The sequence below is a fragment of the Falsiroseomonas oleicola genome, assembly GCF_019029495.1.
Lineage (GTDB): Bacteria > Pseudomonadota > Alphaproteobacteria > Acetobacterales > Acetobacteraceae > Falsiroseomonas > Falsiroseomonas oleicola.
This window is the reverse complement of sequence record NZ_JAERQM010000001.1, coordinates 698,486-719,712: the sequence shown is the minus strand read 5'-3', so window position 1 is coordinate 719,712 and position 21,227 is coordinate 698,486. Positions and strand designations below refer to the sequence as shown.

Here is a 21,227-nt window from a genome sequence, read left to right as displayed (position 1 = left end):
AGGCGGTTGCGTCGGGTCACGCGAGCGTGTCCGCCATCCGGACCCAGCTTGACCTGAATCATGGCGCCCCGGCCCATCTACACGCGACGCTGCGCCATCGCTCGCTCGCTTCGCCAGGGCAGGGCTCTCGAATCGGGGACTGAGATCATGATGACAACTCCATACGCCAGCCGGCGGACTTCCTGCGCCGTGGGCCGCGGCTGGTGACGGCGCCGCCGCGGCCCGACATCGCCTGGCACGCGCTTTCCGCCGAGGCGGCGACGGAGCGCCTGCAATCCTCCCCCAGCGGGCTTTCAGCCGGGGAGGCGGCACGCCGCCTGGCCGAGCACGGGCCGAACCGCCTGCCTTCCGCCGCCCCGCGCAGCGCGCTGCGCCGCTTCCTCGGGCAATTCAGCAACATGCTGATCCATGTGATGCTGGCCTCCGCGGTCATCGTCGCGCTGCTCGGCCATTTCATCGATGCGGCCGTGATCCTGGGCGTGGTGCTGGTCAATGCGGTGGTCGGCTTCGTGCAGGAAGGCCGCGCCGAACAGGCGCTGAACGCCATCCAGGACATGCTGACCCCGCATGCCTCCGCGCTCCGCGACGGGGCGCGGCGCACGGTGGATGCGGGTGATCTCGTGCCGGGCGACATCGTGCTGCTGGAAGCGGGCGATCGCGTGCCCGCCGATCTGCGCCTGATCCGCGCGCGCGGCCTGCGCATCGAGGAAGCGATGCTGACGGGCGAGTCCGTGCCGGCGGAAAAGGCCGTTGCGGCGGTGGCGGAGGAAGCGCCGCTCGGCGACCGCGCCAGCATCGCCTTCTCCGGCACGCTGGTCGCGGCCGGGCAGGCGACGGGGCTGGTGGTGGCCACCGGCCCGGCGACGGAACTCGGCCGGATCAGCGGCATGATCGGCGCGGTGCAGACCCTGGCCACGCCGCTGCTGCGGCAGATGGACATCTTCGCGCGCCGGCTGACCTTCGTGATCCTCGGCGTCGCCGCTTTGCTGTTCGCCTTCGCCTGGCAACTGCGCGGCTATGCGATGGGGGATGCCTTCCTCGCCGTCATCAGCGTCGCCGTCGCCGCAATTCCGGAAGGGCTGCCGGCGGTGATGACCATCACCCTGGCCATCGGCGTGCGGCGCATGGCGGCACGGCGGGCCATCGTTCGGCGGCTGCCGGCGGTGGAGACGCTGGGCTCCGTCTCCGTCATCTGCTCCGACAAGACCGGCACGCTGACCCGCAACGAGATGATGGTGGCGGCGGTGGACACCGCCCTTGGTCGCTTCGAGGTGACGGGCGAGGGCTATGCGCCCGAGGGTGCGGTGACGCTGGAGGGCGAGCGGCCGGCGGAGGCCGCGCAGGCGCTGCTCGCCCGGCTGGCGCGCGCCAGCACCCTCTGCAACGACGCGGCGCTGCGGGAGGAGGCGAAGGATGGCTGGGTGGTGGCCGGCGATCCGATGGAAGGCGCGCTGCTGGCCTTCGCCGCCCGCGCCGGCGTGCCGGCCGAGGCCGCCCGGCTGCGCTTTCCGCGCCGGGACGAGATTCCCTTCGATTCCCGCCACCGCTTCATGGCGACGCTGCACGCCGACCATGCGGGCGCCTTCGCCTGCGTGAAGGGCGCGCCGGAACGGCTGCTGGGGATGTGCGACCGGCAGCGTGGTGAGGACGCCGATACGCCGCTGGACGCTGCCGAATGGGCAGGGCGGGCGGAGGCGCTGGCCGCGTCCGGCCTGCGCGTCATTGCCGTGGCGGAACGCGCCATGCCCCAGGGCACGACAGCGCTGGCGGAGGCGGATGTCGAAGGCGGGCTGACGCTGCTCGGCCTGCTCGGCCTGATCGATCCGCCGCGGGAGGAAGCGGTGGCGGCCGTCGCGGAATGTCAGGCCGCCGGCATCCGCGTGAAGATGATCACCGGCGACCATGCCGCCACCGCCGGCGCCATCGCCCGCCAGGTCGGGCTGCGCGGCGCCGGTTCCGTCATCACCGGCGCCGATCTCGACACGCTGGACGATGCGGCGCTGCGCGCGCGGGCGAAGGAGAGCGACGTCTTCGCCCGCACCAGCCCGGAACATAAGCTGCGGTTGGTGGAGGCCCTGCAGGCGGATGGCGCGGTGGTGGCCATGACCGGGGACGGCGTGAACGACGCGCCGGCGCTGAAGCGCGCCGATGTCGGCGTCGCCATGGGTCAGAAGGGCACGGAAGCGGCGAAGGAGGCGGCGGAGATGGTCCTGGCGGACGACAACTTCGCCACCATCGCCGCCGCGGTGCGGGAAGGCCGCACCGTCTTCGACAATATCCAGAAGGTCATCGCCTGGACCCTGCCGACCAATGGCGGGGAGGCGCTGGTGGTCATCACCGCCATCCTGCTCGGCCTGACCCTGCCGCTGACGCCGGTGCAGATCCTGTGGATCAACATGGCCACCGCCAGCACGCTCGGCCTGGTCCTGGCCTTCGAGGTGGGGGAGGCGGATCTGATGCGCCGGCCGCCGCGCTCGCCCAAGGATCCGCTGCTGTCCGGCCTGCTGGTCTGGCGGGTGGTGCTGGTTTCCGTGCTGTTCACGCTGGGCACCTTCGCCATCTTCGGCCTGTCGCAGGGGCGTGGCCTGTCGCTGGAGGCGTCACGGACGGCGGCGGTGAACACCATCGTGGTGATGGAGATCGCCTATCTGTTCAGCGTGCGGTTCGAGCGCAGCACCTCCTTCACCTGGCGCGGCGCGATGGGCACGCGGCCGGTGCTGATCGGCGTGGGCACCGTGGTGCTGCTGCAACTCGCCTTCACCTACCTGCCGCCGATGCAGGCGCTGTTCGGCACCACGGCGCTGCATCCGCTCTGGGACGGGCTGCCGATCCTGGCGATGGGGCTGGTGCTGATGCTGGTGCTGGAGGCGGAGAAGCTGCTGCGCCGCCGCCTGACGGCGCAGCGGGGGTAGGTTCCGGCGCCTACATGTGCCGGAAGGTCACCACCAGCACGTCGCGCCAGGCGGGGCGGCTGGGGTCGGCGGGCAGAACCGGGGTGACACCGTGGAAGCAGCGGCTGTCATCCACCAGGGCCGAATCCATCGGCCGGGTCAGGGTGAAGCCGCCGAGTTGCCGGCGCTGCAGGTCGTGGATGCTGGTCTCCCCGTGCAGGACATTCTCCCGATGCACGAGCATCACCAGCACCCAGTCGACGCCATCCTGGTGCATGCCTTCCGGTGTCGGCTGCCCGGCCTCATTGGGGCGGGCCTCGATGCGGAACTGGTGCATCTCGACATGCCAGCTTTCCGGGCGCACCGCGTCCGGCGTCAGCGGGTGGAACAGGCCGTGGCAGACCCGCAGCGTGGCCAGCAGGGCGGGATGCGCGGCGATGGCGTCCGCCACCGGTTCGAACCAGCGTTCGATGCCGCCATTCAGGGCGTTGTAGTCGCGGCTCTGGTAATGCGGCTGGTGCGGCTTGCGTGTGATGTCGCCGGCTGCGGAGACGGCGAAGGCGGCGAAGCGGCGGCGGCGGTAGCGGCCGCCATCGGCCATGTAGCTGTCCTGCGGCATGTCGCCCCAGTTCGCGGCAAAGCCCTGCCAGTCGGCCAGCCCGGCCTCGCCCAGCAGGGCGCCGGTCTGGGCTGCGGCGGCGAAGGCGAAGCCTTGCTCGCGCAGGTGCTGCTTCAGTGTTGCCTCGGCCGCGCTACCCGTCTCCGCCTGCTGGTCCATGTCCCATCTCCATCGGCCGGCCATCGCGCGGCCGGAAGCGGAGCATGGCCCCGGCCGGCGCGGCTGGCGAGGCGCGTTCGTCGCGGATCAGGGCTGCGCCGCATACCTCCTCCTTGCCCGGCACGCCTCGCTTCGCTAGCCTCGTTTTCCCGGCAGCCGTAACAAGAGGAGGGCCGCGGTGCATCACAGCTACCACCACCGGCGCGGCCCTGTTCCAGCCCTGCAGATGCGTTTGCAGGGCTGATCAGGCGACGAACTTTCGAGGTCTCTTTCCCGGTCAGCTCATCTTCTGACGGAGGTTCTGCGCATGGACTTCGGTCCGGCCAGGACAGTGAAAGACGACCCCATGTCCCTGATCACGCTCGAAACCCTTGGCATGTCCGTGGGTGTGCCGCTGTTCACCAATCTCGACCTCGCGATCCACAAGGGCGACCGCATCGGCTTGGTCGCCCATAACGGCGGCGGCAAGTCGACCCTGCTGCGTGTCCTGGCGGAACGCAGCGAGCCGACGGCGGGGCGCTGCCGCTACGGCCGCAACCTTCGCGTCACGCTGATGCAGCAGGACCCTGAGCCAGCCTCGCTGAAACTGCCGGTGCGCGACGTCCTGCTGCAGGCGCTGCCTGCCGAAAGCCGGGAATGGGAGGGCTGGCGGGTGGATGTCGCGCTCGGCGCCATGGACGTCCCCGCGGAGATGCACGACCGCCCCCTGGGCACACTGAGCGGCGGCTGGCAGCGGATGGTGCTGCTCGTCCGGGCCTGGCTGACGGAGCCCGACGTCCTGCTGATGGACGAACCGACCAACCACCTCGACCTCCAGTGGATCGGCCAGTTGCAGCGGTGGATCGCGGCGCTTCCGCAGGATGTCGCCCTGCTGGTCGCCAGCCACGACCGTGCCTTCCTGGACGCGGTCACCCGGCGCACACTGTTCCTGCGTCGCGAGGCCTCCGCGGAGTTCGCGGCGCCCTACGCCGCGGCGCGCGCCAGCCTGGCGGAGCTGGACGAGGCCACGGCGCGGCGGCACGAGACCGAGCTGCGCCAGGCCACCCGGCTGCGGCAGCAGGCGGCCAAGCTGCACAACATCGGCGTCAACTCCGGCTCCGATCTGCTGAAGGTCAAGACCAAGCAACTTCAGGACCGCGCCGAGCGCATCGAGGCCGCAGCCCGTCCCGCCTATCGTGAGGGATCGGCCGGGCAGATCCGGCTGGCCGATGGCAGCACCCATGCCAGGACACTGCTGACCCTCGACTCCGTGAAGGTGGCGGCGCCGGGCGGGCGGCGGCTCTTCGCCACGGGCAAGCTGCGCATCCAGCCCGGGGACCGCGTGGTGCTGCTTGGCGCGAATGGCAGCGGCAAGTCGCGCCTGCTGGGGCTGGTGACGGAGGCCATCCAGGGCCACAGCCAGCCAGGCGTGACGGTAAGCGCCACGGTGGTCGCCGGGATCTGCGACCAGACGCTCAGCCACCTGCGCCCGGAAGAGACGCTGCACGACGCCATCCGCAGCCGCTTCGCGATCGGCGACCAGCGCATCCGGACATTGCTCGCCACCGCGGGCTTTCCCGTGGAGCGAGAGGGGCACAGCATCGGGCAGCTTTCCGGCGGCCAGCGGGCGCGGCTCGCCATGCTGATCCTGCAGCTTCAGGAGCCGAATTTTTACCTATTGGACGAGCCGACCAACCATCTCGACATCGAGGGCCAGGAGATGCTGGAGGAGGAGCTGCGGCAGCGGGAGGGCGCCTGCCTGCTCGTCTCGCACGACCGGCGCTTCGTGGAGAATGTCGGTACGCGGTTCTGGCTGATCGAGCGGGGTCTCCTGCTGGAGACGGACGACCCGCGCGCATTCTTCGCAGCCGCGATGGCCGAAGGATGATCCCGGGACGCGCCGGCAGGCTTTTGCCCGGCGCGTCCTCGGCGTTCCTCACACGTCCAGATTCGCCACCTTCAGCGCATTGCCCACGATGAACTCGCGGCGCGGCTCCACCACATCGCCCATCAGCGTGGAGAAGACCTGCTCCGCATCCTCCACATCTTCGATCCGCACCCGCAGCAGGGTACGGGCGGCGGGGTCCAGCGTGGTTTTCCAGAGCTGGTCGGGGTTCATCTCGCCCAGCCCCTTGAAGCGCTGGATGGTCAGGCCCCGGCGGCCCTGGGTCAGCACGCGGTCGAAGGTGAGCAGCGGGCCGTGCTGCGTCGTCTCGGTGGCGTCGAAGGCCAGCATGGCCGGGCCGCTGGCGTAGTCGCGGGCGAAGACGTCGCGCCGCTCATCCAGCCAGCGGGCCTCGGCACTGCGCAGCGCCGCGGGGTCCAGCGCATGGCGTTCCGTCACGCCGCGCACCACGCGGTAGAGCTGGAGGCCCGCCGCGTCGGAGGTCGCCTTCCAGCCGCGCTCGCTCGGCGGCGCCAGCGCGTCCAGCCTGGTGGCCAGCAGCGCCGCCCCGGCCAGCGCCCGGTCCACATCCGGCGTCAGCGCGCCGGCGACGGCGGCCTGTTCGATGATGCCGGCCGGCACCTGGGTGGCGAGACGACGGATGCGGGACGCCACCTGGCGCAGCCGCTCCACCTCCTCCGCCAATTCCTCCCGCGCCAGTTCCCGCCCATCGGCAAAGCGTAGCCGCGCGCCGGACAGGGCCTTCTCGATGAGGAAGTCTTCCAGCGCCCGGTCGTCCTTCAGATACCGCTCCTCATTGCCGCGCTTGGCGCGGTAGAGCGGCGGCTGGGCGATATAGAGATGCCCGCGATCGATCAGGGAGGGCATCTGCCGGAAGAAGAAGGTCAGCAGCAGGGTGCGGATATGGCTGCCGTCCACGTCGGCGTCCGTCATGATGACGATGCGGTGGTAGCGCAGCTTGTCGGCGGAGAAGCCGCCGCGATCCTCCGGCCCGGTGCCGATGCCGGTGCCGAGCGCGGTGATGAGGGTGCCGATCTCAGCGCTGGACAGCATCTTGTCCATGCGCGCGCGCTCGACATTCAGGATCTTGCCCTTCAGCGGCAGGATCGCCTGGTAGCGCCGGTCGCGGCCCTGCTTGGCGGACCCGCCCGCGCTGTCACCCTCGACCAGGAACAGCTCGGACTTCGCCGGGTCCTTCTCCTGGCAATCGGCCAGCTTGCCGGGCAGGGTGCTGATATCCAGCGCGTTCTTGCGGCCGACCTTGTCGCGCGCGAGCTGCGCCGCCTTGCGGGCGGCGGCCGAGAGCACGACCTGCTCCAGCACCTGCTTGGCTTCCTTCGGATGCGTCTCGAACCAGTGGGAGAGCGCATCGGCCACCGCCATCTGCACCACCGGCTGCACTTCCGAGGAGACCAGCTTGTCCTTGGTCTGGGAGCTGAACTTCGGGTCCGGCACCTTCACGGAGAGGACGGCGGTCAGCCCCTCCCGCATGTCGTCGCCGATCAGCTCGACCTTTTCCTTCTTGGCGAGGTCTTCCGCATATTTCATCACGATGCGGGTCAGCGCCTGCCGGAAGCCGGCCTGGTGGCTGCCGCCGTCGCGCTGCGGGATGTTGTTGGTGTAGCACAGCGCCACTTCATGCGGGCTGGAGTTCCACCACATCGCCAGCTCGACCCGGATGCCCTCGGTGGCCTTGGTCACCAGGCTGATCGGCGGCTTGAAGATGGGCTCCTTGCTGCGGTCCAGCCATTCGACGAAGGCGACGAGGCCGCCCTTGAACTCGAAATGCGCCTCCACCGCCGGCACATGCCGGTCGTCGCGCAGGGAGATCTTCAGGCCGGAATTCAGGAAGGCCAGCTCCCGCAGCCGGCGTTCCAGGATCGGGTATTCGTATTCGGTCTTGGTGAAGGTGCTGGCCGCCGGCTTGAAGGTCACCTGCGTGCCGTGCATGTGCGCGGATTCGCCGACGATGGTCAGCGGCTGCACCGTGTCCCCATGCTCGAATCGAATGAAGTGCTCGCGCCCGTCGCGCCAGATGCGCACTTCCATCCATTCGGACAGCGCGTTGACCACCGCGGCGCCCACGCCGTGCAACCCGCCGGAGACCTTGTAGCTGTTCTGGTTGAACTTGCCGCCCGCATGCAGGCGGGTCAGCACCACCTCGGCGGCGGAGACGCCTTCCTCGGCATGCATGTCCACCGGGATGCCGCGCCCGTCATCGGTGACGGTGACGCTGCCATCGCCGTTCAGCACCACATCGCAGGTGGTGGCGAAGCCGGCCTGCGCCTCGTCCACCGCATTGTCGATGATTTCGAAGGCCATGTGGTGCAGGCCGGAGCCGTCATCGGTGTCGCCGATATACATGCCCGGCCGCTTGCGCACGGCCTCCAACCCCCGCAGGACGGTGATGGAGGCGCTGTCATAGGCATCCGCACCCGGATTGCTGGGGTCGGGATTCGGGCGTTCGGGCGGGTTGGCGCGCGCGGCGGCGTCGGACATGCCGGCGGAGGCTCCTGAGTGTGGCTTGAAGCCCTGCTGGAATAGGGTTTCGCGCGGGTTACGGCACTGTGCAGTCTACCGAATCGCGGCCCCCGGCACCACCCCGTGTGACATGGGGCGCAAGCCCTCCGGCGTGGCCCAAAACCCCTCCGCCAGATCGGCCAGCGGGGCGAAGATGTCGGGCTCGGTGCCGGTCAGGAAGACCTGGGCGGGCAAGCAGGCCAGGGCTTCGTACAGCGCCTCCCGCCGCGTCTGGTCCAGATGGGCGGCGACCTCGTCCAGCAGCAGCAGGGGGGCGAAGCCGCGCGCGGCGCCGATCAGCGCGGCATGGGCCAGCACCACGGAGACCAGCAGCGCCTTCTGTTCCCCGGTGGAACACAGCGCCGCCTCCAGCCCCTTCGGCAGGTGGACCAGCTCCATGTCGCTGCGATGCGCGCCCTGGGCGGCGCCGCCCGCCGCAGCATCCCGGCCCCGGCATTCGGCGAGCGCCGCGCGCAGCCGGTCCTCCACCGCCAGGGCAGGGGCCTCGTCCAGCGCCGTGGCGATGGGGCAGAGCAGGTCGAGCCGCGCGGCGGGGAAGGCGCCGGTGGCGGTGCCGGCCGCCAGCAGCAGGTTCAGTCGCTGGCACAGCGCCCGGCGCCCGGCGACGGCCGCCACCGCATGGCGGGCCATGGCATCCTCCAGCGCCGCCAGCCAGGCGGCATCCCGCCGCCCTTCCGCCAGCAGGCGGTTGCGGCCGGCCATGGCGGTGTCATGCGCCGCCACTTCCCGCGCATGGCCCGGTTCCAGCGCCCAGACCAGGCGGTCCAGGAAGCGGCGGCGGCCGCTGGCGCCGTCCTGGAACAGCCGGTCCATCTGCGGCGTCAGCCAGACGGCGCCGGCATGGCGGGCGATCTCCGCCTGGCTCTTCGCGGCCTCCCCATCCACCAGGAACTTCCGGCGGGCCTTCTCCGCGCCGGGCTCGCCGGAGGTGCCGGTGCCGATCTCGGTGAGGCCTTCCGGCCCCTCGAAGGCGCCGAAGGCGGCCCAGGGCAGAGCGGGCGCGCCGCCGGCCCGCCGGCCGATCTCCCCCGCCTTGGCCCCCCGCAGCCCGCGCCCGGGGCCGAGCAGGCTGATCGCCTCCAGCAGATTGGTCTTGCCCACGCCATTCGGCCCGGCGATCGCCACGATGCGTCCGGCGAAACGCTGCTCGAAGCTCGGATAGGAGCGGAAATCCGTCAGCCGGAGGCGCGTCAGGCGCAAAGGTGGGGCAGGGGTCAGGTTCGGGGTGTCCGGCGTGCGACCTGGGCCGGGATTAGGGCGAACGAAGGCGGAACGTCAAGGCGGGTGGCTCGCCAGGGAGGACGGGGCATGGGATGGCTGGGGGCATGACAGCGCGCCTCGCTCTTCTCCTCGCCTTGCTGGCCACGCCCGCTCTGGCGCAGCCGCCGCCCGCCTGCCTGTTCCCACGCGGCAGCGATGTGCTGGAGGAGGACTGCCTGGCCCTGTTGGCCGAACTCGCCACCGCGCGGGGCCGCTTCGAACTGCGCGGCTATGCCCAGGACCAGCAGGGACCGCGCCTCGACGGGCTGCTGAGCCGCCGGCGGGTGGAGGCGGTGGCGGAGGAACTGCGCCGGCTCGGCGTGGCCCGGGACCGCCTCACGCTGCGCACGCCGCCGGCCGAGGCGCGGGACATGCGGTTTGGCGTCGACCCGTTCCGGCGGCGGGTGGAGATCGCGCGGGAGTAGCTGGAGCGCGTGATTCAGCCATTCGGTGCCTTCGCATCTGCGGCCATCACGCTTTACCGAACCATCGCCACCAGCCCGCTCTGCTCCCGCACCGCATCGAAGCGCAGATTGGGAAACTCCTCCTCCGCCCGTTTGCGGCGCCAGTCGCTGCCGAACAAAGCGACGTATTCGCCGTCATGGTCCGTCGCGGTGTCGCCCCGGTTGGTGGTGGCCCATTTCTCGATCGCGGCACGGTCGCCGCCAGGGGCGGAGATCCAGCGCATGGTCTGCCAGCGCGTCTCATCGAAGCCGGCCGGCACGCCGTATTCGAAGGACAGGCGGGATTTCAGCACGTCGAGTTGCAACTGCCCGACCACGCCGACCACGGGGGGCGAGCCATCCAGCGGCCGGAACACCTGCACCACGCCTTCCTCCGCCAACTGGTCCAGCGCGGTCCGCAGCTTCTTCGCCAGCATCGGGTCGCCGAGGCGCACATGGCGCAGGATCTCCGGCGCGAAGCTCGGCACGCCCCGGAAATTGATGTCCTCGCCCTCGGTCAGCGTGTCGCCGATGCGCAGCGTGCCGTGATTGGCGATGCCGACCACGTCGCCGGGCCAAGCCTCCTCCGCCACCTGGCGTTCCTTGGCGAAGAAGAACAGCGGGGCGTTGACCGGCACCTGCTTGCCGGTGCGGACCTGGCGCAGCCGCATGCCCTTGGTCAGCCGGCCGGAACACAGCCGCACGAAGGCCACGCGGTCCCGGTGGTTCGGGTCCATGTTGGCCTGCACCTTGAAGACGAAGCCGGTCAGCTTTTCCTCCGCCGCATGGACCGGGCGCTTGTCGGATTCGCGGTCGCCGGGCGGCGGGGCGAAGTCGGCCAGGCCCTCCAGCAGATGGCCGACGCCGAAATCGCGCAGGGCGGAGCCGAAATAGACCGGCGTCAGCGTGCCTTCCCGGAACTTTTCCAGATTGAACTGCGCGAGGCCGGCTTCCGCCAGCAGGATGTCCTCGTAAAGCTGGGTGGCGCGTTCCTCGCCCACCAGTCCCGCGATTTTGGGATCGTCCGGCCCGCTGACCGGAATGCCGCCTTCCTCCGTCGCATCCACCGGCATCAGGCGCTTCGCCAGAATGTCGTAGGTCCCCCAGAAGGTGCTGGCGCGGCCGACCGGCCAGGCGACGGGGGCGGCGTCCAGCGCCAGGGTCTGCTGGATTTCGTCGATCAGCTCGAAGGGATCGCGGGCCTCGCGGTCCATCTTGTTGACGAAGGTGACGATCGGAATGTCCCGCAGCCGGCACACCTCGAACAGTTTCCGGGTCTGGCTCTCGATGCCCTTGGCGGCGTCCAGCACCATCACGGCGGCGTCGACCGCCGTCAGGGTGCGGTAGGTGTCTTCCGAGAAGTCTTCGTGGCCCGGGGTGTCGAGCAGGTTGAACACCATGCCGTCCCGCTCGAAGGTCATGACGCTGGTCGCGACGGAGATGCCGCGATCCTGCTCGATCTTCATCCAGTCCGACCGCGTGCGCCGGGCATTGCCCTTGGCGCGCACGGCGCCCGCCAACTGGATGGCGCCGCCCTTGAGCAGCAGCTTCTCCGTCAGCGTGGTCTTGCCGGCGTCCGGATGGGCGATGATGGCGAAGGTGCGCCGCCGCGCGGCTTCGCGCGCGACGTTGTCGAGGGCCGGGGTGTCACTCATGCGGGGGCTATAGCCTGTCAGGCCGCCCGGGCGAAGGCCAAGCGGGTCCAGTGCACGCCGCCGCGGCCCAAAGTATCGGCCGTCTCCTCCCGCCGCAGCAGCGTGAGGCCCGCGGCGCCGGCCTGGGCGACCACCTCGGCGGGATCCACCGCATGCATCACCCGGCCCTCCGGCACCGGCCCATGGCGCAGCGACAGCCACATCTGCCCGCCCGGTGCCAGCAGCCCGGCCAATACCGGCATGGCCCGCGCCCGGTCCGGGGCATCGAGGTGCATCCACACCGCCGTTAGCAGCATCAGGTCGTAGCGCTGGCCGCGCGCCACCAGGCCCGCCAGATCCGGCAGCCCGTCCTCCAGCCAGGCGAGGCGTGGCGAGGGGTGCAGCGCGGCGCCGCCGGCCCGCAATTCGGCCGTCGGCTCCACCGCCAGCACCTGATGGCCCATGGCCGCCAGGGCGGCGGCGTCCCGGCCCGTGCCGGCCCCGATATCGGCGACCCGCGCCGGGGCGGGGGGCAGCAGGTCGAGGAAGGCATGGTGAACATCGGCGAAGCTGATGCTCTCATACTGCCGCAACAGGGCCGGGGCCTCCGCCGCATAGCCTTGCGTGCCGGGGCGGGTGGGGAAGGGGGGCTCGTCCATCGCCGGACCATACCCCACCCCCCGGCCCCGTGGGTATCGGCACCCCGATCCAGGATTCAGCCCATTGACCCGGCGCGGCGCGGCGCGATACGCGGAAAGTCATGCAGCACGGCCGCCTCGCGATCCTGCACATCGGCGGGGAGAAGACCGGCTCCACCACCCTGCAGACGACTTTCGCCGCGAATCGCCCCTCGCTGGCGGCGCAGGGCATCCTCTACAGCCGTGTCGCCGGGTCGCAGAACCACCTGAAGCTGGCGCTGCATGCCACGGAGGGCCGCGGTACCGAAGACCTGCGCGCCATGGCCGGATTGCAGGATGACGCGGCCTTCGAGGCCTTCCTGCGCGACTTCCCCGCCGAATTGCAGGCCGAGGCGAAGACCAGCGAGGCCCGGCTGATCTTCTATTCCAACGAACACCTCGCCTCCCGCATCCGGGATGCGGAGGGGGTGCGGCGGCTCTGGTCGCTGCTCGGGCCGATCGCGGATGAGATCAGGGTGCTGTTCTATGTGCGGCCGCAGTCGGAACTGGTGCTGTCCGGCTGGTCCACCATGCTGAAATCCGGCGCCGCCGAGCCCTTCGACCTGGAACGCCTGCTGCGCCACGGCACGCCGCTGGACCATGCCGCCGTGCTCGACCGCTGGAGCGGCTATTTCGCCGAGCCCTACTGGATCCTGCGCGCCTATCAGCGCCAGGCCATGGCCAAGGCCGATATCGTCACCGATGTCATGGCCTGCTGCGATATCCCGGCGGAGGCGGTGCCCCAGCGCATCGCCCCGATGAACCGCAGCCTGGATGCCGAGACGGCGGAATTCCTGCGCCTGTTCAACGCCGTGGCGGGCGCATCCTCCACCGGGCGCGGCCGCCTGATCCAGGCGCTGGAGGCGATCTCGAACGGCCCGCCGCTGCGCCTGCCGCCCGAGATGGCCGAGCAGGTCGATGCCCGTTTCGCCGAGGGCAATGCCCGCCTGGCGCGCCGCCTGCTGCGGCGGGAAGCGCTGTTCCTGCCCGCACCGGCCGAGCCGGGCCGGCTGCCGACGCTGGAGACGGAAGGCGCGGTGCGCATCGCGGCGCTGCTGTGGCGGCTGGCGCAGGAGATGCCAGGCAGGCCATGATCCGGCGACCCGTCGTCGAAGAGGCCCCCATGCACCGCCGTTCCCTGCTCGCGCTTCCCCTGCTGGCCGCGGCTGCCCCGGCGATGGGCCAGGCCGCCTATCCGCAGCGCCCGGTGCGGCTGATCGTGCCCTTTCCGCCCGGCGGCACCACCGATGTGCTGGCGCGGGCCATCGCCGCCAAATGGCAGGAGGGATGGGGCCAGCAGGTGGTGGTGGAGAATCGCGGCGGCGGCGGTGGGGTGATCGGCGCCGAGGCCGCCTTCCGCGCGGCGCCGGATGGCACCACGCTGGTGCTCGGCAACAACCAGACCCATGCGACCAATGGCGCGCTGATCCCGAACCTGCCCTACGACCCGGCGGGCTTCGCCGGCATCACCCTGGTGGCCCGCGCGCCGCATGCGCTGGTGGTGCCCGGCGCCTCGCCGGCGCGGACGGTGGCGGAGCTGGTGGCGCTGGGCCGGCAGCCGGGCCGGGGATTATCCTACGCCTCCTCCTCCGCCGGCTCCTCCTCCCATCTGATGAGCGAGACTTTTGTGCGCCGGAACGGCATGAACGCCACCCATGTGCCCTATCGGGGCGCGGCGCCGGCGGCGATGGACCTGGTGGCCGGGACGGTGGATTTCATGATGGCGACCTGGGCCAGCGTTTCCACCCTGGCGGCGGATGGCCGCATCCGGGCGCTCGGCGTGGGCGGCGCCGAACGCTTCGCCGACCTGCCGCAGGTGCCGACGTTGCAGGAGCTGGGCTACGACTATGTCTCCGGCGATGCCTGGTTTGGCCTTTTCGCCCCACGCGGCACGCCTGATCCGGTGCTGACGGCCGTATATCAGGCGACGGAGGTGGCGCTGGCGGATGCCGCGGTGCGCGGGCGGCTGGAAGCGGCGGGCTTTCGCATCGCCACCATGCCCCCGGCCGAATTCGGCGCCTTCCACCAGGCGGAGGTGGGCCGCTGGGCGGCGCTGGTGCGGGACTCCGGGGTCACCCTGGCGAATTAGCGCATGGCGACCTGAGCCAGCATGACAGAAGAACCGGAATCACGCGATCAGGAAAAGCCGCCACCATCCGGCAGGCCGGCTTGTTGCTTGACGGGTCCCATGCCGGAGTTATGCTGGATTTGAAATAATCACGTCAGGATCGTCCATGTCCGGTAGCATGAGCCTGAATGATATCGGACTGAAATATAAGACGGACAAAAGCTCCGTCCACCACGACTATCTGGGTTTCTACGAGAGCTTCCTGGCCGGGCGGCGTGCGGAACCGATCAGGATTCTCGAGGTCGGCGTTCTGAATGGCGCCTCGCTCAGGATGTGGGAGGAATATTTTCCCGCCGCGACCGTCATCGGGGCCGATATCGTTCCCGCCTCCAGGAGGTTCGAGCGCGGCCGCGTCAGGATCGAGATACTGGACCAGTCGAATATCGAGGAACTGACGCAGCTTGCCGTCCGGCATGGGCCCTTCGACCTGATCATCGAAGATGGCTCCCACATGTGCGAGCACCAGATCACGTCGCTGCGGACCTTGTTCCCCTTCGTCCGCAATGGCGGCATCTATATCGTGGAGGATCTGCAGACGAACTACGGCGCCATGCTGGAAAGATACCGGGGCGTCGCCAGCGAGACCTGCATGGAATACCTGAAGAGGTGGGTCGATCTCCGGGTTTCCGACGACCAGACCGACATCGCATCCGTCGAGGATGCCTTCCTGCGGACCTATGGCCGTTCCGCCCAGTTCCTGACCTTCTATCGGCGGGCCTGCCTCATCAAGAAGAATGTCCGGGCGGTGGACCGGTCCGGCGGCGCGGGCACGCCGCTGTTGACATCATGCGCCGTGGGCGTCCCGGTGGAGGTCTTTGCCCATGTGAGCCATGCCGGCGACGTGTTCGGCGGGGAGGGCTTCATCCATTTTTCCCAGGAAAACCGGACATTACAGGGCATTTCCCTGCGCAGCGAGGCGGGCGTCCTGGAATATGCGGTCCGACCCGCCGGCGGCACCTGGACGAGTTGGATGCCGGAGGAGCAGTTCGCCGGCACGCGCGGGCAATCGAAGCCGCTGATCGGCGTCAAGGTCCGGCTGAAATCCGGCCATGACAAGGACTTCGGGCTGGAAGTGGCAGGGCGCTTCGTCGGGGGCGGTGATCCGGTCGTCGTGCCGGCGGGCGCCGAATGCGCGGCCTCGGAAGCCCATCTCCGCGGACTGCATGTCCTGCTGTTCCGAAGTGACAAATCGGCATGAAGAGGCCCGGCGTAGTGCCGGGCGGGCGCCATTCGGATGGGTGGGTTGCACCGGACGCGCAGCGATCCCCCCTTTTCGGCCGGGATGACAAAGGCTACATAGACATCCATGCAGGCACGCAAGCTATTTGACTTCAACGACCGTCGCAACGCGGCGGAAGAGGCACGGAAGAAGACGGCGGAGAAGTTCCAGTCGCTCAAGTCGCGACTCTCCGATCCGGAAGTCCAGCGCAAGCTGGCGGAGCAGAAGGCGATCGCCGACGCGCGCGCCGCCCGCCTGGCCGAACGCGCCGCCGAGAAGGCCGCCGAGGCCGCCCGAATTGCCGCCGAGAAGGCCGCCGCCGAGGCCGCTGCCGCCATCGCGCGCAAGGAAGCCGAGCGCTTGGCGATTGAGGAAGCCCAGCGCGCCCGCATCGCCGAGATCGATGCGCAGAACCGCAGTCAGATCCTCGACGCCGAGAAGAAGGCCCGCGCCCTGGCGATGGCCGCCGAGCAGAAGGCCAAGCGCGACGCGCGCTACGCCGCCCGCAAGCAGCGCACCAAGTAGCCTGGACCACACCGCCGCAACCGTGGCGGAGCAGGACGACGAAACCCCCGGCCCTCCGGGGGTTTTTGTTGTTGGAGCGTGATGCGTTCACCGTCGTTCACGCACCACGCTCTCCCCTTTTGTTGGTCGCATGACTCAGACCAGCGGTGCCGTCGCACCTTCGGTCATCATGCTCCGAGCGGGTCAGAGCTTCTCCGCCAGTTCCGGACAGCACATCGCCAGCGCCGCGCTGGCCCGCAACCCCAGCCGCCGTGACGCGGCAAAGGCGCAGGCGAGATTGGAGGAGACCATCGGCACGCCGATGCGCCCCGCCATCCAGCCCATCGCATCGATGGTCGGCATCCCGGTGCCGGAGAGCAGCACGGCGCAATCCGCCGGCGGCGCCAGCTTCGCCAGGCCGTCCGCGACCTCCTCCGGCGACAACTCATAGGCCCGGAAGGTGTCGGAGATCTTGTAGCTCTCCACCAGTTCCAGCCCGGCGGCCCGCCAATAACGCTCCGCCCGTTCCGTCAGCCAGCCGGGATAGGGCGAGAACAGCAGCAGCTTCGGGCGCCCCAGCGCCGCAAGCGATTCCGCGATGGCGCGCGCGGCCAGCAGCACGGGGCGGCCGGCCGCCGCGCCCAGCCGGTCCTGCAGCGCCGCATCCTCCTCCGGTGGCTGGGCGTAGCTCGGCCCGGTGATGCCGACCACCACCGCATCCAGCGCCAGCGCCCCGAAATCCCCGAAGGACTCGGCGATCGCGGCCGGATATGCGGCGTTGCGCTGTTCCAGCGTGGTGCCGGGCATCACCGGCAGGCGGGTGACATGCAGCGCCACGCGTGGCGGCAGCAGGTCCCGCAATTCCGGCTCCACCGCCGGATTGGCGGAAGGGGTCAGCAGGCCGATGCGATGCGTCGGCAAATGGCGTGGTTCCGGCCAGTTCATCGCGGCATCCCCACCTTCGCCAGGTCGAGCATCGACGCCTCCCGCGCCCAGACCAGCTTCTGATCGTCCGTCAGCGCCGCCATCCGCGCCACTTCCTCGCCAGGGCTGGCGGCGACGCGGCTGTCGGTGCGCGGCAGCAAAGCCTCCCGCACCACGCCAAGCCGGGCATCGGCCCAGTCCTGCAAAAGCTGCTCATCCTCGCCACCCAGCACCAGGTCGAGCGTCGCGGCCAGGGTCATGGCGTCGTGGATGCCGGCATTCATGTTCATGCCGCCGCGGGTATTGGTCAGATGCGCCGCATCACCCGCCAGCAGCACGCGGCCAGCGCGATAGGCGGTGGCCATGGCGCGCTTCACGCCATAGACGTCGCGCCCCTCGATCTCCATCCCGGCCGCCTGCGGCAGGAAGCGGGCGATGCGGGCGCGGGCGTGATCCTCCGCCATCGCCTCGGCATCGGTCATCTCCGGCGCGATGCGGAAGATCAGCCGCCAGACGGTCGGCATGCGCAGCAGGGAACAGGAGCCGGTTTCGTCATAGAGGTAGCCGAGCCCGTCCAGCCCCGGCACCACCTCCCGCAGATCCAGCGGCGTCAGCAGCCGCAGCACGCGATGGGCGTAGTCATTGGTCTCGGCCGCGATCCCCGCCAGGCTGCGCAGCGCGCTGGAGGCGCCGTCGCAGCCCACGGCGTAGCGGGCGCGCAGCGTGCTGCCATCGGCCGCGCGCAGCGTGACGCCGGTATCGTCCTGGCTCATCCCCACCACCCCGGCCTGGAAGCGTACGCACCCCAGGGGCAGGGCCGCGAGCAGGGCGGGCGTCAGATCCTGCTGTTCGCGGTGCCAGCGGAAGGGAAAGCCGGTTTCCGCCCCCAGAATGCCGAGGTCGATGCCCGCCGCCTCCCCGGTATCGGAACGCCGCCAGAGGATGCGGTCCACCCGCACGCCGCCGGGCAGCAGCGCCTCCAGCACCCCCAATTCGTGCAGGGCATCCAGCGTCGGCGGATGGAAGGTGGAGGCGCGGGAGGCGGCGGAAAGACCCTCCCGCTTCTCCAGCACCCGCACGGCGACGCCGCGCCGGGTCAAGGCGAGGGCGAGGGCCAGCCCGACCGGGCCGGCGCCGGCAATCACCACCTCCGTCTCATCGAACATGGAACAGGCCTTCCGCCGGGGCATCGCGCAGCAGCGTGGCGATGGCGCGGTCAACCCCGGCCTCGCCCAGGGCCGGTGTCGCGAAGCGTGTGAATTTGCGCAGGGTCTCGGCCTCCGTCATCGGATGGCCGGGATCGCCGGTGACGTGGTGGATGGTCTCGGACAGGCCATCGATGGTCACGGTGGCGCCGCGCAGGCCGGCGGCGGTCAGCGCCGGGTCCTCCACCAGTTCCACCGAAGCCTCCAGTGCCCGCAGGGCGGGATCGGCCAGCGCGGCCTGCGTATAGGCGGCGGGGCCGAGATCGCCCTGGGCCAGCGCCGCGGCCACCGCCCAGCTCAGGCTGAATTGCGCCGAAATCGCCGCACGTGGCGCGCGGTTGCCGGCATAGCGCAGCGCCTCGGCATAGGTGGCGACGGTGACGCGGGCGGGCGGCGCCGTCAGGCGTGGGCGCAGCGCCAAAGCGGCGGCGGCGGCGTAATGCGCGTGGCGGACGCCGGCAAAAGGCTTCTGGTAGCTTTCCTCCAGCAGCCATTCGCCGGCCGGCGCCGTGACGGCGGGCGTGTCATGGCCAAGGGCAATACGCCGTGCTTCCGCGAAGCCGGCCTCCGGCGCGTCCATCCCGGCGGCCGCGGCGGCGGCGGCCATCTGGCCGAGCAGCGCGGCATGGGCCGGAAAACTGTTGCGGCCGTCCATGCCGGCGGCGATCGGCGCATAGATGGCAAAGGGAATCTGGCAGGCGGTCAGCCGCACCGCGCGCGCCACGCCCGCCGCATCCTGCCCCATCAGCCGCGCGGCGCAGGCGGCGGCGCCCAGGCTGTGCCAGGACCCGTCCACATGCATCCCCGGCTTGATCCGCCAGGCCTCCCCAGCCCGGGCCGCCACCTCATAGCCGAGGGCGAAAGCGGCGAGCGTCAGGCGCGGATCGGCGCCCTGGGCGCGCGCCACCAAAGCGAGCGGCGCCACCGGCAGGGCCGGCCGACCATGGGCGCGGGCCAGCCCCTCATTCGCCTCGTCCCAGCAGGTGGCGGCGGCGAGCACGGCGGCGGCGGCGGCCGGCGCGAGGCGCGCCCCGGCCAAGGCCACATCCCCCGGAAACCCCGCCTGCATCGCCTGCGCGAAGGCGGCGACGCGCGGATGGCCGAGCCCGGCCAGGGCGCAGCCCAGGCTGTCCAGTAGCAGCAGCCGGGCCCGGGCTTCCGCCGTGCCGCTCGGGCCGGCGAAGGCCCAGTCGATGACGGGAAGCAGGGTCAATCCGCGCGCGCGCCGGACTTGGCCACCGCCTCCCGCCACACCCGGCGTTCCCGTTCCATCAGCGGGGTCAGCGCGGCGCGGCCCTGCGGCATGGCATCGGCCTGGCGCTGCGTCAGTAACGCCGCCCATTCCGGGCTTCCGAGCACGCGGCCGAAGGCGGCTTCCAGCGCCGCCAGCATCGGCTCCTCCAGCCGGGACTGGGCGAAGACGCCATACCAGGGGCTGGCATCGAAGCCCGGCAGCGTCTCCGCCACGGCCGGCACATCCGGCATGGCGCGGAAGCGGCGGGCGGAGGTGACGGCAATGGCCTTCAGCGCGCCACCCGCACCCACCTGCGGGGCGGAGGTGGCGAGACCGTCGAAGGCGAAGGGGATGGTGCCGGCGACCATGTCCGTCAGCAGCGGCGCGCTGCCGCGATAGGGCACATGCGTCAGCTCCAGCCCCGCGACCGAACCCAGCAATTCCATGGAGAGATGCGTGAAGGAACCGACGCCGTTGGAGCCATAGGGCATGCCGCCCGGCGTCGCCTTCACCTTGGCGATCAGCCCGGCGAGGTTCGTCACATCCGGCATGGCGCGCGGCGAGATGACCAGCAGGTTGGGCTGCTGCGCCAGCATGGCGATCGGCACGAAATCGACATCCGGATCGTAGCTGAGGCGGTTGAACATCGCCTTGTTGATGGCGATGATGCCCTGCGTCGCCACCAGCAGCGCATGGCCATCCGGCGTGGCGCGGGCCACCGCCTCCGCCGCCAGGTTGCCGCCGGCGCCGGCGCGGTTCTCGACCACCACGGGCTGGCCGAGCACGGGGGTCAACTGGTCGGCCACCGCGCGCGCCAGGATATCGGTCAGCCCGCCGGGGGCGAAGGGCACCACCAGCCGGATCGGCCGGCTCGGGCGCCAACTGCCTTGGGCCTGGGCGAGCATTGGCGCGGCGAGGGCGCTTCCCAGAAGCAGACGGCGGGTGACGGGCAGCATGGGCAGGACTCCTGAAATCGTCCCGACAAATGCACCCGCAACACGCCGCCCGTCCAGAGTGGGCCGGGCGTCAGCGGCCCTTGAACTGCGGCGGGCGCTTTTCCAGGAAGGCGCGGCGGCCTTCGACATAGTCCTCGCTGGCGAAGCAGGCCTTGACCATGGCGTCGCAGGCGGCCTCATTGGCCTCGCCACGATCCTTCAGTGCCTGGCCGATGATGAACTTGGCGCTGCCGACCGTCAGCGGCGCATTGCCGGCGATGGTCTTCGCATAATCCGTCACGAAGGATTCGAGCTGGTCGTTCGGCACCACGCGGTTCACCAGGCCCATCACGCGCGCATCCTCGGAGGACCACTTCTTCGCGGTGAAGAAGATTTCCTTGGCGAAGGAGGGGCCGACCAGGTCGACCAGCTTGCGCAGGCCGTGCAGCGGATAGCCCAGGCCGAGCTTGGCCGCCGGCACGCCGAAGCTCGCACTCTCCCCGCAGATGCGCATGTCGCAGCACACGGCCAGCGCGGTGCCGCCGCCGATGCAATGGCCCTGGATCATGGCGATGGTGGGCTTCGGGCAATCGTAAACGGCATCGTAGGCGCGGGCCGTCTGCGCCTGATAGGCGGCGACCGCCGCTTCGCCGCTGCGCTCGCTCTCGAACTTCGAGATATCGGCGCCGGAGACGAAGGCGCGGCCCCCGGCCCCGGTCAGGACAACCACGCGCACCGCCGGATCGGCGGTGAAGTCCGCCATGATCCGCTCCAGCGCTTCCCACATCTCCATTGAGACGGCGTTGTGCCGTTCCGGGTTGTTGAAGGTCACCCAGCCGATGCCGTCCGCCTTGCGGGCCAGCATCTTCTCCGAACCCGTCACGATCATGCCGTCCATCGACCCACCCTCTCCACATGAAAAGCCCTCTCCCCCGCTTGGGGGGAGAGGGTTGGGTGAGGGGGGCGTGC

The 21,227-nt window shown here is 70.4% G+C and carries 17 protein-coding genes; 7 read left to right on the top strand and 10 right to left on the bottom strand.

The window, feature by feature from the left end:
* The first annotated feature begins 203 nt into the window (after positions 1-203).
* On the top strand, positions 204-2,912 hold the full coding sequence (locus tag JJQ90_RS03430) for an HAD-IC family P-type ATPase (RefSeq protein ID WP_329959358.1): 2,709 nt from the start codon (positions 204-206) through the stop codon (positions 2,910-2,912).
* A gap of 10 nt (positions 2,913-2,922) precedes the next feature.
* Here JJQ90_RS03430 and JJQ90_RS03425 read toward each other — a convergent pair whose 3' ends face one another.
* Positions 2,923-3,669 carry a 2OG-Fe dioxygenase family protein gene (locus JJQ90_RS03425; RefSeq protein ID WP_216873034.1) on the bottom strand — a complete coding sequence of 249 codons (747 nt, stop codon included), beginning with the start codon at positions 3,667-3,669 and terminating at the stop codon, positions 2,923-2,925.
* Positions 3,670-4,015: 346 nt separating this feature from the next.
* Between JJQ90_RS03425 and JJQ90_RS03420 the strand changes: the two genes are divergently transcribed.
* Positions 4,016-5,536, top strand: coding sequence for an ABC-F family ATP-binding cassette domain-containing protein (locus tag JJQ90_RS03420; protein WP_230410321.1), 1,521 nt, complete (start codon positions 4,016-4,018; stop codon positions 5,534-5,536).
* A gap of 48 nt (positions 5,537-5,584) precedes the next feature.
* Here JJQ90_RS03420 and gyrB read toward each other — a convergent pair whose 3' ends face one another.
* On the bottom strand, positions 5,585-8,053 hold the full coding sequence (gene gyrB / locus JJQ90_RS03415) for a DNA topoisomerase (ATP-hydrolyzing) subunit B (RefSeq protein ID WP_216873032.1): 2,469 nt from the start codon (positions 8,051-8,053) through the stop codon (positions 5,585-5,587).
* Positions 8,054-8,128: 75 nt separating this feature from the next.
* Entirely contained in the window at positions 8,129-9,295 is a 1,167-nt protein-coding gene (gene recF, locus JJQ90_RS03410; protein WP_230410320.1) for a DNA replication/repair protein RecF, read from the bottom strand.
* Between the two features lie 125 nt (positions 9,296-9,420).
* On the opposite strand from recF, the gene JJQ90_RS03405 reads away from it, so the two are divergent.
* Positions 9,421-9,780 (top strand): hypothetical protein, encoded by a 360-nt coding sequence (locus tag JJQ90_RS03405; RefSeq protein ID WP_216873031.1) that lies wholly within the window; start codon positions 9,421-9,423, stop codon positions 9,778-9,780.
* Between the two features lie 53 nt (positions 9,781-9,833).
* On the opposite strand, the gene JJQ90_RS03400 is transcribed toward JJQ90_RS03405, so the two are convergent.
* Both JJQ90_RS03400 and JJQ90_RS03395 read right to left on the bottom strand, forming a co-directional pair.
* A complete protein-coding gene (locus JJQ90_RS03400; RefSeq protein WP_216873030.1) occupies positions 9,834-11,453 on the bottom strand; it encodes a peptide chain release factor 3 in 1,620 nt (539 codons plus the stop codon).
* 17 nt (positions 11,454-11,470) lie between these two features.
* On the bottom strand, positions 11,471-12,091 hold the full coding sequence (locus JJQ90_RS03395) for a class I SAM-dependent methyltransferase (protein ID WP_216873029.1): 621 nt from the start codon (positions 12,089-12,091) through the stop codon (positions 11,471-11,473).
* 101 nt (positions 12,092-12,192) lie between these two features.
* On the opposite strand from JJQ90_RS03395, the gene JJQ90_RS03390 reads away from it, so the two are divergent.
* The 4 genes from JJQ90_RS03390 (at position 12,193) to JJQ90_RS03375 (ending at position 15,981) form a co-directional block, all read left to right on the top strand.
* Positions 12,193-13,203, top strand: coding sequence for a hypothetical protein (locus JJQ90_RS03390; RefSeq protein ID WP_216873028.1), 1,011 nt, complete (start codon positions 12,193-12,195; stop codon positions 13,201-13,203).
* Positions 13,204-13,232: 29 nt separating this feature from the next.
* On the top strand, positions 13,233-14,198 hold the full coding sequence (locus tag JJQ90_RS03385; RefSeq protein WP_216873027.1) for a tripartite tricarboxylate transporter substrate-binding protein: 966 nt from the start codon (positions 13,233-13,235) through the stop codon (positions 14,196-14,198).
* 145 nt (positions 14,199-14,343) lie between these two features.
* Positions 14,344-15,435, top strand: coding sequence for a methyltransferase domain-containing protein (locus JJQ90_RS03380; protein WP_216873026.1), 1,092 nt, complete (start codon positions 14,344-14,346; stop codon positions 15,433-15,435).
* Positions 15,436-15,543: 108 nt separating this feature from the next.
* Positions 15,544-15,981, top strand: coding sequence for a DUF6481 family protein (locus tag JJQ90_RS03375; RefSeq protein WP_216873025.1), 438 nt, complete (start codon positions 15,544-15,546; stop codon positions 15,979-15,981).
* Between the two features lie 183 nt (positions 15,982-16,164).
* On the opposite strand, the gene JJQ90_RS03370 is transcribed toward JJQ90_RS03375, so the two are convergent.
* The 5 genes from JJQ90_RS03370 to JJQ90_RS03350 all read right to left on the bottom strand — a co-directional run bounded on the left by JJQ90_RS03370 (position 16,165) and on the right by JJQ90_RS03350 (position 21,156).
* On the bottom strand, positions 16,165-16,905 hold the full coding sequence (locus JJQ90_RS03370; protein ID WP_216873024.1) for a maleate cis-trans isomerase family protein: 741 nt from the start codon (positions 16,903-16,905) through the stop codon (positions 16,165-16,167).
* Entirely contained in the window at positions 16,902-18,050 is a 1,149-nt protein-coding gene (locus JJQ90_RS03365) for an FAD-dependent oxidoreductase (RefSeq protein WP_216873023.1), read from the bottom strand. The genes JJQ90_RS03370 and JJQ90_RS03365 overlap by 4 nt, the downstream gene beginning before the upstream one ends.
* Positions 18,040-19,302 carry an MmgE/PrpD family protein gene (locus tag JJQ90_RS03360; RefSeq protein WP_216873022.1) on the bottom strand — a complete coding sequence of 421 codons (1,263 nt, stop codon included), beginning with the start codon at positions 19,300-19,302 and terminating at the stop codon, positions 18,040-18,042. The genes JJQ90_RS03365 and JJQ90_RS03360 overlap by 11 nt, the downstream gene beginning before the upstream one ends.
* Positions 19,299-20,279 (bottom strand): Bug family tripartite tricarboxylate transporter substrate binding protein, encoded by a 981-nt coding sequence (locus JJQ90_RS03355; protein WP_216873021.1) that lies wholly within the window; start codon positions 20,277-20,279, stop codon positions 19,299-19,301. The genes JJQ90_RS03360 and JJQ90_RS03355 overlap by 4 nt, the downstream gene beginning before the upstream one ends.
* A gap of 70 nt (positions 20,280-20,349) precedes the next feature.
* Positions 20,350-21,156: an enoyl-CoA hydratase gene (locus JJQ90_RS03350; protein WP_216873020.1), complete on the bottom strand. Its 807-nt coding sequence runs from the start codon at positions 21,154-21,156 to the stop codon at positions 20,350-20,352.
* Positions 21,157-21,227 lie beyond the last annotated feature (71 nt).